This window comes from Streptomyces griseus (assembly GCF_900460065.1).
GTDB lineage: Bacteria > Actinomycetota > Actinomycetes > Streptomycetales > Streptomycetaceae > Streptomyces > Streptomyces griseus.
Genome location: NZ_UAVD01000058.1, coordinates 25,004 through 39,689 on the forward strand (window position 1 = coordinate 25,004; position 14,686 = coordinate 39,689).

A 14,686-nucleotide genomic window follows, 5' to 3' on the forward strand; every position below is an offset into this window, starting at 1 on the left:
CATGTCGAGGGGCAGTTCGATTTCCAGCGAGACCGGCACCACGAGGGGGACGGCCGACACCGGCGGGATCAACACCTACAAGGGCGAGGAACGAGCCCTGCGGGCCGACCGGCTCGGCACCCCCGGGCTCCTGCTGTCGGTGATCGCCGCCAGCGCCCCCCTGATGGTGGTCGCCGGAGTGATGCCCACGGTCTTCGGCGTGATGGGCATCGTCGGCCAGCCGCTGCTCTACCTCATCCTCGGCGTCGTCCTGATGCTGTTCAGCGTCGGCTACGCGGAGATGAGCAGGCACGTCCACAACGCCGGCGCGTTCTACGCCTACATCGCCCGCGGGCTCGGTCCGACGGCCGGCGCCGGAGCCTCGCTGGTGGCTCTGGTGGCGTACAGCGCGATGCAGGTCGGCATCTACGGAATCCTCGGCTTCGAGATCTCCGGCATCTTCGCCACGTATCTCGACACCGAACTGGCCTGGTGGATACCGGCCCTGGCCGCGGCGGCCGTCGTCGGCGTCCTCGGCTGGCTGAAGATCGACCTGAACGCCAAGGTGCTCGGCGTCCTGCTGGTCATCGAGTGCGCCCTCGTCGTGATCTTCGACATCGCCGCCGTGAGCAAGCCGGGCTCCGAGGGCCTGTCGCTGCACGCGTTCAACCCCGAGACCCTCACCGGCGTCGGCCTCGGCACGGCGCTCTGCTTCTGCATCGCCGCGTTCGTCGGCTTCGAGCAGGCCCCGGTGTACGCGGAGGAGACGAGCCGCCCGCAGATCGTGGTCTCCCGGGTGATGTTCCTCGCGGTGGGCTACGCCGCGCTGTTCCTGGCGATCAGCTCCTGGGCGCTCACCGTCGCCGCGGGGCCCGGCTCCATCGTCGACACCTCCCTCAAGGAGGGCCCCGGCATGCTGTTCGGCCTCACCGAGGCGCGGCTCGGCTCCACCTTCACCGACGTGCTGCACGTCCTCTTCGTCACCGGCATGTTCGCCGCGCTCCTCAGCTTCCACAACGTCGTCGCCCGTTACGCGTTCGCCATGGGCCGCGAGGGTCTGCTGCCCGCCCGCTTCGGCCGCACCAACCGGGCGAGCGGGGCCCCCGGCACCGGCTCGCTGCTCCAGACCGTCGTCTCCGTCGTGATCATCGCGGCCTTCGCCGTCACCGACGGCAACCCGGTCGGCGACCCCACCGCCCCCGTGCTGCGGCTGTTCACCTGGATGGGCAACGTCGGCGCGCTCGGCGTCATCCTGCTGATGGCCGCCGCCTCCTTCGCCGTCATCGCGTTCTTCGTCAAGCGCGGCGCCGGCCGCGCACAGGCCCCGCGCCTGGTCGCCTCCGGCCTCGCCGGACTCGCGCTCCTGACGATCGCCGTCTTCACCGTCCGCGACTTCGGCGTCCTCGTCGGCTCCGGCCCCGGCTCCGCCCTCGACTGGCTGCTGCCGGGCGTGATCATCCTCGCCCTCGTCGGCGGCCTGGTGTACGGGGCGGTGCTGCGCAGGGCCAAGCCCGAGGTGCACGCCCGGATCGGCCTCGGCAACGAGGCGTTCCAGCTGGAGAAGGCGGCCGAGAGCGAGGCGGCCCGCCGCTGACACCCCCGTACCCGCTCCGCGTACGCGAGACGCCCGCCCCGGTGACGTACCGGGGCGGGCGTCCGTCGTTCACGGCCGTACGGAAGCGGCTACAGCAACAGCGACAGCAGCAGGATGAAGGCCATGGCGACCACGGAGATGATCGTCTCCATCACCGACCAGGTCTTGATCGTCTGGCCGACGTTCATGCCGAAGTACTCCTTCACCAGCCAGAACCCGGCGTCGTTCACATGGCTGAAGAAGAGCGAACCGGCGCCGACGGCCAGGACCAGCAGGGCCGCGTGCGAGGTCGACATGTCGGCGGCCAGCGGGGCGACCAGACCGGCGGCCGAGATGGTGGCGACCGTGGCCGAGCCGGTGGCGAGGCGGATCGCGACGGCGATCAGCCAGCCCAGCAGCAGGGCCGGGATCGACCAGTTCTCGGAGAAGTCCAGGATCATCTGGCCCACACCGGCGTCGATCAGCGTCTGCTTGAAGCCGCCGCCCGCGCCGACGATGAGCAGGATCCCGGCGATCGGGGCGAGGGACTTCTCCACCGTGCCGGCCAGCCGGTCCTTGGTGAACCCGGCGGCCCGGCCGAGGGTGAACATCCCGACCAGGACCGCCGCGAGCAGGGCGATCAGCGGCGAACCGATGACCGAGGTGACCTTCTGGAGACCGTTCTCCGGGTTGTCGACGACGATCTCGACGAGCGCGTTCAGCAGCATCAGGACGACCGGCAGCAGGATCGTCGCAAGCGTCGCACCGAAGCTCGGACGGCGGTCCAGTTCCTCCGAGGGACGCTGCGGGATCATGTTCTCCGGCGGCTTGATGTCCACCCAGCGCGCGGCGTAGCGGGAGAAGACCGGACCGGCGATGATCACCGTCGGGATGGCGACCAGCACACCGAGCGCCAGCGTCACACCGAGGTTGGCGTCCAGGGCGTCGATCGCGACCAGCGGGCCGGGGTGCGGCGGGATCAGCCCGTGCATCACCGAGAGCCCGGCGAGCGCGGGGATGCCGATCCGCATCAGGGAGTAGTTGCCGCGCTTGGCGACGAGCAGCACGACCGGGATCATCAGCACGATCCCGACCTCGAAGAACAGCGGCAGCCCGATGATCGAGGCGATGAGCACCATCGCCCAGGGCATGGCCCGGCCGCTCGCCTTCGCCAGGATGGTGTCGACGACCTGGTCGGCCCCGCCCGAGTCGGCGAGCAGCTTGCCGAGGATCGCGCCGAGCGCGATCAGGACGCCCACTCCCGCGACCGTGGAGCCGAGGCCCGCGGTGAAACTGGCGATCGTGTCCGCCGGGGCGGCTCCGGCGAAGGAGCCGAGCGCCAGCGAACCGATGGTCAGCGCCAGGAACGCGTGCATCTTGAGCTTGGTGATGAGGAGAACGATGACGGCGATGCCCGCGAGCACGGCGATGCCCAACTGAGCGTTGCCTGCCGAAGTGATCGGTTCGGCGGCTTCCGCTGCCAGCATCTCGACGCTGAGACTGGTCACGGTGATGGTCCTTAACTATCGAGCCGGCGCAGTGCGGCGACGGCTCGCCGGGTGATTTCCTCAGGAGTGCCGGACACGTCGACGCTCACTCCGGCCTCGTCGGCCCGGAGCGGTTGCAGCGTCGCGAACTGCGAGTCGAGCAGCGCGGTGGGCATGAAGTGGCCCTTGCGGTCCGCCATCCGCTCCTCGATCAGCGCCCGGTCACCGGTCAGATGCAGGAAGACGGCGTCCGGCGCCCCCTCCCGCAGCCGGTCCCGGTAGACCCGCTTGAGCGCGGAGCTGGAGACGACCCCGCCGAGCCCCGCCCGCTCGTGCGCCCACGCGCCGATGGCGTCCAGCCAGGGCCACCGGTCGTCGTCGTCCAGGGGGGTGCCGGCCGACATCTTGGCGATGTTCGCCGGGGGATGGAAGTCGTCGCCCTCGGCGTACGGAACGCCGATTTCGGCGGCGAGCAGGGGACCGATCGTGGTCTTGCCGGTTCCTGCGACGCCCATCACCACGACGACGTGGGGGGTGCTCATGCGGGGTGCGGTGTTCATGGGGGTGTCTCGCTGTCTTCTTCGACATCGGTCCGTCGCGCTACTGAAACCCATTAGGTACGACTTATTCAAGAGTCTGTGACGTAAACGTCGTACTTATTGTTCCCGAGGGTCTCCCCGTAGGCTTGACCCATGACCACACAGAGCCAGGGGCTGCATACACATGTGCTGGACACCCTGGGTCTGGAGATCTCCTCCGGCCAGTGCCCGCCCGGCAGCGTCCTACGCACCGACGAGCTCGCCCAGCGCTTCGACGTCTCCCGTACGGTCGTGCGCGAAGTGGTCCGCGTCCTGGAATCGATGCACCTGGTGGAATCCCGCCGCCGCGTCGGCGTGACCGTCCGCCCCACCGAGACCTGGAACGTCTACGACCCCCAGGTCATCCGCTGGCGCCTGGCCGGCGCCGACCGCCCCCGCCAGCTGCGCTCCCTCACCGTGCTGCGCTCCGCGATCGAACCGGTCGCGGCCGGCCTCGCCGCCCGCCACGCCACCGCCGAGCAGTGCGCCGAGCTCACCGAACGCGCCCTCGGCATGGTCGCCACCTCGCGCGGTCAGCAGCTGGAGGGCTACCTCGAACACGACATCGCCTTCCACCGGATCGTCCTCAACGCCTCCGGCAACGAGATGTTCGCCCGGCTCGGGGACGTGGTCGCCGAGGTCCTCGCGGGCCGCACCCACCACCAGGTGATGTTCGAGGACCCCGACCCGGCCGCCGTCACCCTGCACGTCCGCCTCGCCGAGGCGGTCCGCGAGGGCGACCCGGAGGCCGCCGAACGGATCACCAAGGAGATCGCGGTCGGCGCCCTGCACGAGCTGGACGTCCTCGCCCCGTAGCGGGTCCCCCAAGGCGTACGGTTGGCCGCGATCGATCATCGCGAAAGCTCAGGAACAGGGAGAGCACGGTTATGGCGCAGCAGGTGCAAGGGGTCATCGCACCGGGGAAGAACGAGCCGGTCAGGGTCGAGACGATCGTGATTCCGGACCCCGGCCCCGGCGAGGCGGTCGTGAAGATCCAGGCGTGCGGCGTCTGCCACACGGACCTGCACTACAAGCAGGGCGGCATCAACGACGAGTTCCCCTTCCTCCTCGGCCACGAGGCGGCGGGCGTCGTGGAGTCCGTCGGCGAGGGCGTCACGGACGTCGCCCCCGGCGACTTCGTCGTCCTCAACTGGCGTGCCGTGTGCGGCCAGTGCCGCGCCTGTCTGCGCGGCCGACCCTGGTACTGCTTCGACACCCACAACGCCGAGCAGAAGATGACCCTGCTCGACGGCACGGAGCTGTCGCCCGCCCTCGGCATCGGCGCGTTCGCCGAGAAGACCCTCGTCGCCTCCGGCCAGTGCACCAAGGTCGACCCCGAGGTCGCCCCCGAGGTCGCCGGTCTGCTCGGCTGCGGCGTCATGGCCGGCATCGGAGCCGCCATCAACACCGGTCAGGTCGGCCGCGGCGACTCGGTCGCCGTCATCGGCTGCGGCGGCGTCGGCGACGCGGCCATCGCCGGATCCCGGCTGGCCGGCGCGGCGAAGATCATCGCGGTCGACATCGACGACCGCAAGCTGGAGACGGCGAAGAAGATGGGCGCCACCCACACCGTCAACTCCCGCACCTCCGACCCCGTCGAGGCGATCCGCGCCCTCACCGACGGCAACGGCGCCGACGTCGTCATCGAGGCCGTCGGCCGCCCGGAGACCTACCAGCAGGCCTTCTACGCCCGCGACCTCGCCGGAACGGTCGTCCTCGTCGGCGTCCCCACCCCGGAGATGAAGCTCGAACTGCCGCTCCTGGACGTCTTCGGCCGCGGCGGCTCGCTCAAGTCCTCCTGGTACGGCGACTGCCTGCCCTCCCGCGACTTCCCGATGCTCGTCGACCTCCACCAGCAGGGCCGCCTGGACCTCGCCGCGTTCGTCACCGAGACCATCGGCCTGGGCGACATCGAGCAGGCCTTCGCCCGGATGCACGACGGCGACGTCCTCCGCTCGGTGGTGGTCTTCTGATGACCGCCCGCATCGACCACCTGGTCACCTCCGGCACCTTCGCCCTCGACGGCGGCGAGTGGGACGTCGACAACAACGTCTGGATCGTCGGCGACGACACCGAGGCGATCGTCATCGACGCCGCCCACGACGCCGCCGCCATCGAAGCCGCGCTCGGCGGCCGTACGCTGCGCGCCATCGTCTGCACCCACGCGCACAACGACCACATCGACGCCGCCCCCGCCCTCGCGGACGCCACCGGAGCCCCGATCCTGCTCCACCCGGACGACCTGCCGCTCTGGCTGAAGACCCACCCGGAGCACACCCCCGACGGCGCCCTCACCGACGGCCAGGAACTCACCGTGGCGGGCATCACGCTCACGGTCCTGCACACCCCGGGCCACGCCCCCGGCGCGGTCTGCCTGTACGCCCCCGAGCTGGCCACGGTCTTCACCGGCGACACCCTCTTCCAGGGCGGCCCCGGCGCCACCGGACGGTCCTTCTCGTCGTTCCCCACGATCATCGACTCGATCCGGGACCGGCTGCTCACGCTCCCGGGCGACACCAAGGTCCGCACCGGCCACGGCGACCCCACCACCATCGGCGCGGAGGCTCCGGGGCTCGACGAGTGGATCAAGCGCGGCCACTGAGCGCCGCGCGCCTCACCCCACCGGCCAGGCGGAGAGCCGCAGCCCGCTGTCGAAGCGGCGCGGCTCCCCGCCGACCGGATCGGCGAACTCCAGCACCCGCGCCAGCAACTGCAACGGCCGCGAGAAGTCGTCCGGAGCGCCCTCCTCCGCCACCACCGGATACAGCGGATCGTGGACGATCGGCAGCCCCAGCGCGTTCATGTGGACCCGCAGCTGATGCGTCCGCCCGGTCGCGGGCAGCAGCCGGTACCGCCCGACCCCGCCCCGGCGCTCCACCAGCTCCACCCGGCTCTCACTGTTCGCCTCGCCCGGCTCCTCCCGGGCGGCGAGCACCCCGCGCTCCTTCACGATCCGGCTGCGTACGGTCCGGGGAAGGGCCACGTCGGGGTCGTACGGGGCCAGCGCCTCGTACTCCTTCCGCACCCGCCGGTCCCGGAACAGCGTCTGATACGCACCCCGGTCCTCCGGCCGCACCACGAACAGCACCAGCCCCGCCGTCAGCCGGTCCAGCCGGTGCGCGGGCTGCAACGCGGGCAGCTCCAGCTCCCGCCGCAGCCGGGCCGCCGCGGTCTCGGTGATGTGCCGCCCCCGCGGCATCGTCGCCAGGAAGTGCGGCTTGTCCGCGACCACGATCCGCTCGTCCCGGTACACCACCCCGACCGGGAAGGGCACCGGCTCCTCGGGCGAGAAGTCCCGGTGGAACCAGAGATACCGCCCCGCGGCGTACGGTTCCGAGCCCCGCACGGCGGTCCCGTCGGCCCCCACGATCCGCCCGGCGTCCAGCATCCCGGCCACCCGGTCCGCCCCGATCGCCCCGCCGAACCGGCCGGCCAGATGCTCCCCGACGGTGGCCCAGAGCCCCTCGGGATCCTCCGGCAGCCGCACCCGTACGGCATCGATCCCGTCCCGCTGGGGAAGAGGGGCGGCGGGCGGCCTTCTGCGACCCCGCATCCTCGCCCCTCTCCGTGCTCGCCCGGTGACGCAAAAGAGCCCCACCGAAGTGGGGCTCCCGCTGGTGTCCGAGGGGGGACTTGAACCCCCACGCCCGATAAAGGGCACTAGCACCTCAAGCTAGCGCGTCTGCCATTCCGCCACCCGGACAAGGTGTCTGTCTCGCGGGCCGTGCCCGTTCCGACGTGGAAAACCATAGCAAACATTCGGGGGTGCTCGATCACGCCCCGATGGCTGTGAACGGTGCGTGACGGGGGGTGCGCGGCCTTGGGCGTAAGCCGTGGGCGCGGGAGGATGAGAAGGAGCACCACAGCGACAGTGGAAGGAACCAACGTGAGCGAGAGCAGCACGGGCAGGGCCGGCGCCGGCAGGGCCGAGCAGGAGGTCGTCGACCTCTGTCGTGACCTGATCCGGATCGACACCAGCAACTACGGCGACCACTCGGGCCCCGGCGAGCGGCTCGCGGCCGAGTACGTCGCGGAGAAGCTCGCGGAGGTCGGCCTGGAGCCGCGGATCTTCGAGTCGCACAAGGGACGCGCCTCCACCGTCGCCCGGATCGAGGGCGAGGACCCCTCCCGCCCGGCGCTGCTGATCCACGGACACACCGACGTCGTCCCGGCCAACGCGGCGGACTGGACGCACGACCCGTTCTCCGGGGAGATCGCGGACGGCTGCGTGTGGGGCCGGGGCGCGGTTGACATGAAGGACATGGACGCGATGACCCTCGCGGTCGTCCGGGAGCGGATGCGCAGCGGCCGCAAGCCCCCGCGCGACATCGTGCTCGCCTTCCTCGCGGACGAGGAGGCGGGCGGCACGTACGGGGCCCGCTATCTCGTGGACAACCACCCGGGCCTCTTCGAGGGCGTCACCGAGGCGATCAGCGAGGTCGGCGGCTTCTCCTTCACCGTCAACGAGAACCTGCGGCTGTATCTGGTGGAGACCGCCCAGAAGGGCATGCACTGGATGAAGCTGACCGTGGACGGCACCGCCGGACACGGCTCGATGATCCACAAGGACAACGCCATCACGGAGCTGTCCGAGGCGGTCGGGCGGCTGGGCCGGCACAAGTTCCCGGTGCGGGTCACCAAGACGCTGCGGCACTTCCTGGACGAGCTCTCCGACGCGCTGGGCACCGAGCTGGACCCGGAGAACATGGACGAGACGCTCGCCAAGCTCGGCGGCATCGCCAAGCTCATCGGCGCCTCCCTCCAGAACACCGCCAACCCCACGCAGCTCGGCGCCGGCTACAAGGTCAACGTCATCCCGGGCCAGGCGACCGCCCACGTGGACGGCCGGTACCTCCCCGGGTACGAGGAGGAGTTCCTCGCCGACCTGGACCGGATCCTCGGGCCCAACGTCCGGCGCGAGGACGTGCACGCGGACAAGGCCCTGGAGACCACGTTCGACGGCGCGCTGGTCGACGCCATGCAGACCGCGCTGGTCGCCGAGGACCCCATCGCCCGTGCCGTGCCCTACATGCTCTCGGCCGGCACCGACGCCAAGTCCTTCGACGACCTGGGCATCCGGGGCTTCGGCTTCGCCCCGCTGAAGCTGCCGCCGGAGCTGGACTTCGCCGGCATGTTCCACGGCGTCGACGAGCGCGTCCCGGTCGACGGGCTGCAGTTCGGCGTGCGGGTGCTCGACCGGTTCATCGACCACTCCTGACCGTTCCCCGACCGATTCGCCCGTGATTCGTCCACCTGTGCGGGCATGTCCGAACGAGTGAAACGAGCCGTTCACACGTAGCCCCGGCAGATCCTCCTCGTTACAAGGTTTGCGGTCCGCGGCTGGGACCGCATTTTCCAACTAGGAGGAATCATGATCAAGAAGGTCGTCGCAGTTGCGGCTGCCACCGGTGGCCTCGTTCTCGCGGGTGCGGGCATGGCTTCCGCCGACGCGGGCGCCCAGGGTGCCGCCATCGGCAGCCCCGGCGTTCTCTCCGGCAACGTCGTCCAGGTTCCGGTCCACGTGCCGATCAACGTGTGCGGCAACACGGTCTCCGTGATCGGTCTGCTGAACCCCGCCTTCGGCAACACCTGCGTCAACGCCTGATCGTTGAACGTCAACCCGTAAGGGTTTGAGCTCGACCGGTCCCGGAGTGCACTCCATGCACTCCGGGACCGTTCGGCATTCGGCTCCCGCACGGTCATGTCCGGGGGTTTATCGGAAGCCAGAAGGCAGGAAACGAACCTATGCGACAGGTCACTCGTAAAGGCCTGATCACCATGGCGGCTGCGGGCGGAGTGCTCGCGCTGAGTGGCGGATACGCCCACGCCGACTCCGGGGCGGCCGGTACCGCCGCCGGCTCACCGGGCGTGCTGTCCGGCAACTCGGTCCAGGTCCCGATCGACGTCCCGGTCAACGTCTGCGGCAACTCCGCCAGCGTCGGCGGGCTGCTCAACCCCGTCTTCGGCAACGAATGCGGAAACGGATCAGCAGAATCCGACCACTCCGGGAACCGCTCGGCGGCTCCCCAGGAGCGCTCGGCCCAGGGAGGCTCCGGAAACGGCGCCCGGGCCGGCGACACCACCGCATCGGACGGGCACAGCGGCACGTCGGACCGGCACTCCGAGCCCGGCACCGGACGTCACCGGGCCCCGGGCGGCGGCGCCACCGCCGAGGGGACCGCCCAGGGCTCGCCCGGCATCCTCTCCGGCAACCTGATCCAGGCGCCGATCGACATCCCCGTGAACCTCTGCGGGAACAGCGTCACCGTCGGCGGACTGCTGAACCCGGTCTTCGGCAACGGCTGCTCCAACAACGCCGAGGTTCCGCCCCCGCCGCCCGAGCAGCCGGAGAAGCCCCCGGTCACGCCGGAGAAGCCGGTCGTCCCGCCGGCCAACCAGCCGCCCGAGCCGAACGCCCCCGAGACGCAGCACATCCCCGGGGAGCAGCTCGCGCAGACCGGTGGGGGCGGGCTCGAACTGCTCATCCCGGCCAGCGCCGGACTGCTGCTCGCCGGCGCGGGATCGGTTCTCTACCGTCGCTCGCGCAGCGCCGCCTGATCAGGGCGAGCGCGGCACGGCACGGCACGGACGAGAGAGCGGGCCCCGCGACCGCGGGGCCCGCTCCCTGTCACCAGGTGGCCCGCAGCTGACGGATGATCCGCCTGCGCAACCGCACCCTGCGGCTGCCGTCCCTGCGGAGCGTCAGGCGGTCCAGCTCCCAGTGCCCGTACTCGGCGTGGTCGGTCAGGAGTCGGGCCGCTTCCTTGCGGGAGACCCCGCGCGGCACGTACACGTCGACGAATTCGTATTCCGGCATCGCATCTATTGTGCGGGCAGAGCCCCGGTACGGATAGCGTCTGCACTATGTCTGATGCTGCGCAGCCCACCGCTGCCGAGGTACGTGCCGCCGCCGAGGCGGTCAAAGCCGCGATCGACCGTCACCTCGACGCGGTCGAACGCCGTACCGGGGACGACGACCCCGCCGTCTACGACGCGTTCAACGGCCTTGCCGCCGCCGCCGAGGTCTACGACGAACTCCTCTACGAGCGCTACGACGAAGTCACCCCCTTCGAGATCCCCGGCGCGGACGACTCCCTGCCCCCCTACGCCGGTCCCGCCGAGCCCAGCGCGCTCAGCGTCCTGATCCGGCGCGACTACGTGGTCGCGGAGCCCCCGCGGCTGCTCGCACAGGCACAGCGCCTCGCCGACCTCGACGCCGGACCGGGCGGCGGGCCGGACACGGCCCCGGTGGTCGGCACCAGCGTCCACGCGGCGCTCGGCGTGCTGTTCGGCGAGTACGAGCCGGACGAGATCGCCTCCCGGCACAAGGAGTTCGGCCTGGAGGAGGGCGACTCCACCCTCTGGGTCTCGGCCGGGGAGGCGCCTCCGGAGCCGGGGGAGTGGCTCGGCGCCCCGTTCGAGGACGCCGACCCCGAACTGGTGGTCTGCCGCTTCGACGTGAGCGCGGTCTTCGACGAGGAGGACGAGTCGGACGAGGACTAGGTCGTGTCCGCGAAATCTCGTCCGGCCCGCGACGCCCGGCACGCACTCCCGCACCGGACATGACGGTGGGGCCCCGGCGCACGGCGCACCGGGGCCCCACCGCTGTCCGGTCCCGACCGGCCCGGGTCCGCTCAGGAGGCCGCGTCGGGCGTCGGGAGCGCCTCCAGCAGCGATCGCAGCCGGGTCGTCCGCTCCTGGGCCGGGACCCGCGCCACCGCGTGCGCCAGCGCCTGGTCCACCCCGTGCACCACAGACAGATGCCGCTCGCCCCGGCCGAACGCGGTGTACACCCAGGGCCGGCTCAGCCCCTGCGCGGCGTCGCCCGGCAGCACCACGACCGCGGCGGGCCAGCGCATCCCGGCCGCCTGGTGGGCGCTGAGAGCCCAGCCGTGCCGCACCGACGACTCCACCCGCTCCTGCGGTACGACGACGGGGACGCCCCCGCAGTCCAGCCGCAGCCCCTCGGCGTCGGCCGAGCGCACCACGCCGGGCACCGTCCGCCCGGGCGCGGGCACATGGACCACGCGGTCGCCCGGGTCGAACCCGCCGAACCGGCCGGGGCCCGGGTTGAGCCGCTGCTTCAGCGCCTCGTTCAACGCCCTCGTCCCGGCGGCCCCGCCGTGGCCCACCGTGATCACCTGGGTCTCCCCGGCGGGGATGGAGAAGGCCCGGGGCACCGAGTCGGCGACCAGCTGCACGGTGCGGTGGACGGCCTCGCCCGCGTCGCGGACCGGGACGATCACCACCTCCTTGCCCGGGGCGTCGACCTGATGCAGCTCGCCGATGCCGATACCGGAGACCAGCTCGCCGATCGGCCCGGGGTCCGGGGTGCGGGAGACGACCTGCGGGCAGGCGTGGGAGGCCAGCACATCGGCGAACACCCGCCCGGCGCCCGCGGAGCCCAGCACGCCCGGGTCGCCGCTCAGCACCAGCCGGGCGCCGTCGGCCAGCGCCTCGACCAGGACCGCCGCGCTCTCCACGTCCAGCTGCGGGGCGTCCAGCACGACCAGCAGGTCCAGGGCGAGCGTCCCGTCCTCGTCCCGGCCGGGGCCCTGCGCTCCGGACAGCAGCCCGGCCAGGGTGACCGCCGTGTCCGGATCGCCGGTGGCCGCCGCGAGCCGACGGCGGCCGTCCTCGCTGTGCGTGGCGCCCAGGGCCCGCAGCCCCAGGCCGCGCGCCGCCGCGATCAGGGCGGCCGGCTCGGCCCGCGCCGCCTCGCCGCCGCTGTGCGCGACCAGCCCGGCCGCGGCGGCCGTCCGGATCAGCTCGGCGGCCGAGGGGCCGGGGGCGGAGGCCGCCGCCTCCGACCAGTCGGCGGCCTTCTCACAGGCGTTGACCAGCCGGGCCAGACCGTCGGCGAGACTCTCCTCGGCCAGCGCGTAGCGGTCGAGGCCCAGCAGCACCTGGACCGGCTCCCGGTCCGGCTCGGCGTCCTCGGCGAGGCCCACCCCGTCCGCTTCGCCGTCCGCCGCCTCGGTCTCGTCCGGCTCCAGGTCCCCGCCCTCCTGGAAGATCAGGGCGACGCCCTCCTCGACGGCGTCCCGCACCGCCGCGTCCGGGTCGCCCACCGCACGCTCGGCGAGCGCCGCCCGTACGGTGTCGGCGTCCAGCGCCGTGTGGCCCTGGAGGGCGGCGCGCTCCAGCACCCAGCCGACCAGCGCCGCCGTCCTGCGGCCGTCGTCGGGGCCGCAGTCGGCGCCCAGCAGGGCCCGGGCGAAGCCGTCGGCCTGCTCGGGCCGCACGCCGGGCACCCCCAGCAGCTGCCAGGGGTCGGCGCGCAGCAGCTCGGCCGCCTGCTCGCCGAGCGCGCCGACGGCCGCGCGGGCCAGCGCCTCGGGCGCGCCGCCCTCCACGAGCACCGAGCGCACCGCGTCCAGGGCCTCGGGGGAGGTGGCCCGGGGCGTCGGGGCGGCGGCGGGGGACCGGCGTGGCTGCGCGGCGGCCGGAGCGGGACGCTGGGGAGCGGGGGCCGGGGCGGGCGAGTCGAAGAACTGGCTCCCGGCCTTCTCGCCGCTCTCCACGGCCCGTACGGCCGCGAGCAGATCGGCGGCCTTGCCGCTCAGACCGGTGCCGGCGGCGATGGGCGCGACCTTCGCCGCCTTGCGCTGCTCGATCCGCTCCCGCAGCTCGCGCTGGGCGGCCAGCTCGGCCTGCGCCTCCGAGAGCTCGGGGGCGGGCGCTGCTTCGGAGTCCGGGCCGTCGGTGGGCGCTGCTTCGGAGTCCGGGCTCCCGGCGGACTCGGCGTCGGCGTCCGGGCCCTCGGCCGACACCTCGGCGGGCGCCTCCCCGGTGGCGGAAGCCGCGTCCCCGTCCCCGGGGGCTCCGTCCTCCGTGTCGGACACGTCGCCCGGGTGGTCCTCCGACGCGGCCGCCTCCGCCGCGGGCTCCCCGGCGCCCGCCGCCCGGCCCGGCGGCTCGGCGGCTCCGGGCGCTTCGGGCGCGTCGGCGTGCGCAGGGCCCTCGGCACCGGCCTCCGGCGGCGACACGGCGTCCTGTGGTGTGTCCGTGCCGACGGTGCCGGGGGTCTCCCCGGGATGCGCAGTCACAGCGTGCTCCAGTCCTGGTCGGGATAGCGGTGCACGGGCGCCGACACATCGTCGAGCGCCTGGCAGATCTCGTAGGGAAGACTAAGCGCCTCCACCGACAAAGCCTCCGCGAGCTGCCCGGCGTTGCGCGCGCCGATGATCGGCGCGGCCACCCCGGGCCGGTCCCGGACCCAGGCCAGCGCCACCTGGAGCGGGCTCGTCGCCAGGCCGTCGGCCGCCGTCGCCACCGCGTCGGTGATCCGGGCCGCCGCGTCGTCGAGATACGGCTCGACGAACGGGGCGAGCCGCTCGGACGCGCCCCGGGAGTCGGACGGGGTGCCCTGGCGGTACTTGCCGGTGAGCACGCCGCGCCCCAGCGGCGAGGACGGCAGCAGCCCGACCCCCAGGTCCAGCGCGGCGGGCAGCACCTCGCGCTCGATGCCCCGCTGGAGCAGCGAGTACTCCATCTGCGTACTGGCCAGCCGGGTGCGCACCCCGGGGGCGGCGAGCTGCCAGGTGGCGGCCTTCGCCAGCTGCCAGCCGCAGAAGTTCGACACGCCCGCGTAGCGGACGCGGCCGGAGGACACGGCCAGGTCCACCGCCTGGAGCGTCTCCTCCAGCGGGGTCTCCGGGTCGAAGGCGTGGACCTGCCACAGGTCCACGTAATCCGTGCCGAGGCGCTCCAGGGACGCGTCCAGAGCGGCCAGGAGGTGCCCGCGCGAACCGTTGAAGCGGCGACAGGGGTCCGCGACGCTGCCCGCCTTCGTGGCGAGGACCAGATCCTGACGGGGGACCAGGCTCCCGACGAGCCGCCCGAGCAGGTACTCGGCCTCGCCGCCCCCGTACACGTCGGCGGTGTCCACCAGGGTGCCGCCCGCGTCCCAGAAGGCCTTGAGCTGGTCGGCGGCGTCGTGCTCGTCCGTGTCCCGGCCCCAGGTGAGGGTGCCGAGCCCGATCCGGGACACGCGAAGGCCGGTACGGCCGAGATGCCTCTGCTCCATGGGCGCTGAGATTACTGGCCGGGACCGCGCCGGGTGGAGG

The 14,686-nt window shown here is 72.5% G+C and carries 14 protein-coding genes and 1 tRNA gene; 8 read left to right on the forward strand and 7 right to left on the reverse strand.

Going from position 1 to position 14,686, the window contains the following annotated elements:
- Position 1 precedes the first annotated feature (1 nt).
- Positions 2–1,573, forward strand: a complete 1,572-nt coding sequence (locus tag DTB53_RS36205; protein WP_012381555.1) for an APC family permease — start codon at positions 2–4, stop codon at positions 1,571–1,573.
- Between the two features lie 89 nt (positions 1,574–1,662).
- Here DTB53_RS36205 and DTB53_RS36210 read toward each other — a convergent pair whose 3' ends face one another.
- Positions 1,663–3,060, reverse strand: a complete 1,398-nt coding sequence (locus DTB53_RS36210; protein ID WP_003970129.1) for a GntP family permease — start codon at positions 3,058–3,060, stop codon at positions 1,663–1,665.
- An 11-nt stretch (positions 3,061–3,071) separates the two neighbouring features.
- A complete protein-coding gene (locus DTB53_RS36215; protein ID WP_042498858.1) occupies positions 3,072–3,581 on the reverse strand; it encodes a gluconokinase in 510 nt (169 codons plus the stop codon).
- A 150-nt stretch (positions 3,582–3,731) separates the two neighbouring features.
- Here DTB53_RS36215 and DTB53_RS36220 point away from each other — a divergent pair, with 150 nt between their 5' ends.
- The 3 genes from DTB53_RS36220 (at position 3,732) to DTB53_RS36230 (ending at position 6,219) form a co-directional block, all read left to right on the forward strand.
- Positions 3,732–4,433 carry a FadR/GntR family transcriptional regulator gene (locus tag DTB53_RS36220; protein WP_012381557.1) on the forward strand — a complete coding sequence of 234 codons (702 nt, stop codon included), beginning with the start codon at positions 3,732–3,734 and terminating at the stop codon, positions 4,431–4,433.
- A 71-nt stretch (positions 4,434–4,504) separates the two neighbouring features.
- Positions 4,505–5,590: an S-(hydroxymethyl)mycothiol dehydrogenase gene (locus DTB53_RS36225; protein ID WP_012381558.1), complete on the forward strand. Its 1,086-nt coding sequence runs from the start codon at positions 4,505–4,507 to the stop codon at positions 5,588–5,590.
- Positions 5,590–6,219, forward strand: coding sequence for an MBL fold metallo-hydrolase (locus DTB53_RS36230; RefSeq protein WP_012381559.1), 630 nt, complete (start codon positions 5,590–5,592; stop codon positions 6,217–6,219). Before DTB53_RS36225 ends, DTB53_RS36230 begins: the two co-directional genes overlap by 1 nt.
- 12 nt (positions 6,220–6,231) lie before the next feature.
- Here the strand turns inward: DTB53_RS36230 and DTB53_RS36235 are convergent, their stop codons facing one another.
- Together DTB53_RS36235 and DTB53_RS36240 are read right to left on the reverse strand one after the other, a co-directional pair.
- Complete coding sequence (locus tag DTB53_RS36235; protein ID WP_012381560.1) at positions 6,232–7,170, reverse strand: pseudouridine synthase; 939 nt, start codon at positions 7,168–7,170, stop codon at positions 6,232–6,234.
- Between the two features lie 62 nt (positions 7,171–7,232).
- Positions 7,233–7,320 (reverse strand) — tRNA-Leu (locus tag DTB53_RS36240).
- Positions 7,321–7,503: 183 nt separating this feature from the next.
- Here DTB53_RS36240 and DTB53_RS36245 point away from each other — a divergent pair.
- The 3 genes from DTB53_RS36245 (at position 7,504) to DTB53_RS37920 (ending at position 10,175) form a co-directional block, all read left to right on the forward strand.
- Entirely contained in the window at positions 7,504–8,835 is a 1,332-nt protein-coding gene (locus DTB53_RS36245) for a M20/M25/M40 family metallo-hydrolase (RefSeq protein WP_003970135.1), read from the forward strand.
- Positions 8,836–8,988: 153 nt separating this feature from the next.
- A complete protein-coding gene (gene chpH / locus DTB53_RS36250) occupies positions 8,989–9,222 on the forward strand; it encodes a chaplin ChpH (protein ID WP_003970136.1) in 234 nt (77 codons plus the stop codon).
- 140 nt (positions 9,223–9,362) lie between these two features.
- Positions 9,363–10,175 (forward strand): chaplin, encoded by an 813-nt coding sequence (locus tag DTB53_RS37920; RefSeq protein WP_003970137.1) that lies wholly within the window; start codon positions 9,363–9,365, stop codon positions 10,173–10,175.
- Positions 10,176–10,245: 70 nt separating this feature from the next.
- On the opposite strand, the gene DTB53_RS36260 is transcribed toward DTB53_RS37920, so the two are convergent.
- Positions 10,246–10,434 (reverse strand): DUF5703 family protein, encoded by a 189-nt coding sequence (locus tag DTB53_RS36260; protein WP_003970138.1) that lies wholly within the window; start codon positions 10,432–10,434, stop codon positions 10,246–10,248.
- 47 nt (positions 10,435–10,481) lie between these two features.
- Here DTB53_RS36260 and DTB53_RS36265 point away from each other — a divergent pair, with 47 nt between their 5' ends.
- Positions 10,482–11,120, forward strand: a complete 639-nt coding sequence (locus DTB53_RS36265) for a hypothetical protein (RefSeq protein WP_012381561.1) — start codon at positions 10,482–10,484, stop codon at positions 11,118–11,120.
- 131 nt (positions 11,121–11,251) lie between these two features.
- Here DTB53_RS36265 and DTB53_RS36270 read toward each other — a convergent pair whose 3' ends face one another.
- Positions 11,252–13,666 (reverse strand): helix-hairpin-helix domain-containing protein, encoded by a 2,415-nt coding sequence (locus DTB53_RS36270; protein WP_012381562.1) that lies wholly within the window; start codon positions 13,664–13,666, stop codon positions 11,252–11,254.
- Positions 13,663–14,646, reverse strand: coding sequence for an aldo/keto reductase (locus DTB53_RS36275; RefSeq protein WP_012381563.1), 984 nt, complete (start codon positions 14,644–14,646; stop codon positions 13,663–13,665). Before DTB53_RS36275 ends, DTB53_RS36270 begins: the two co-directional genes overlap by 4 nt.
- Positions 14,647–14,686 lie beyond the last annotated feature (40 nt).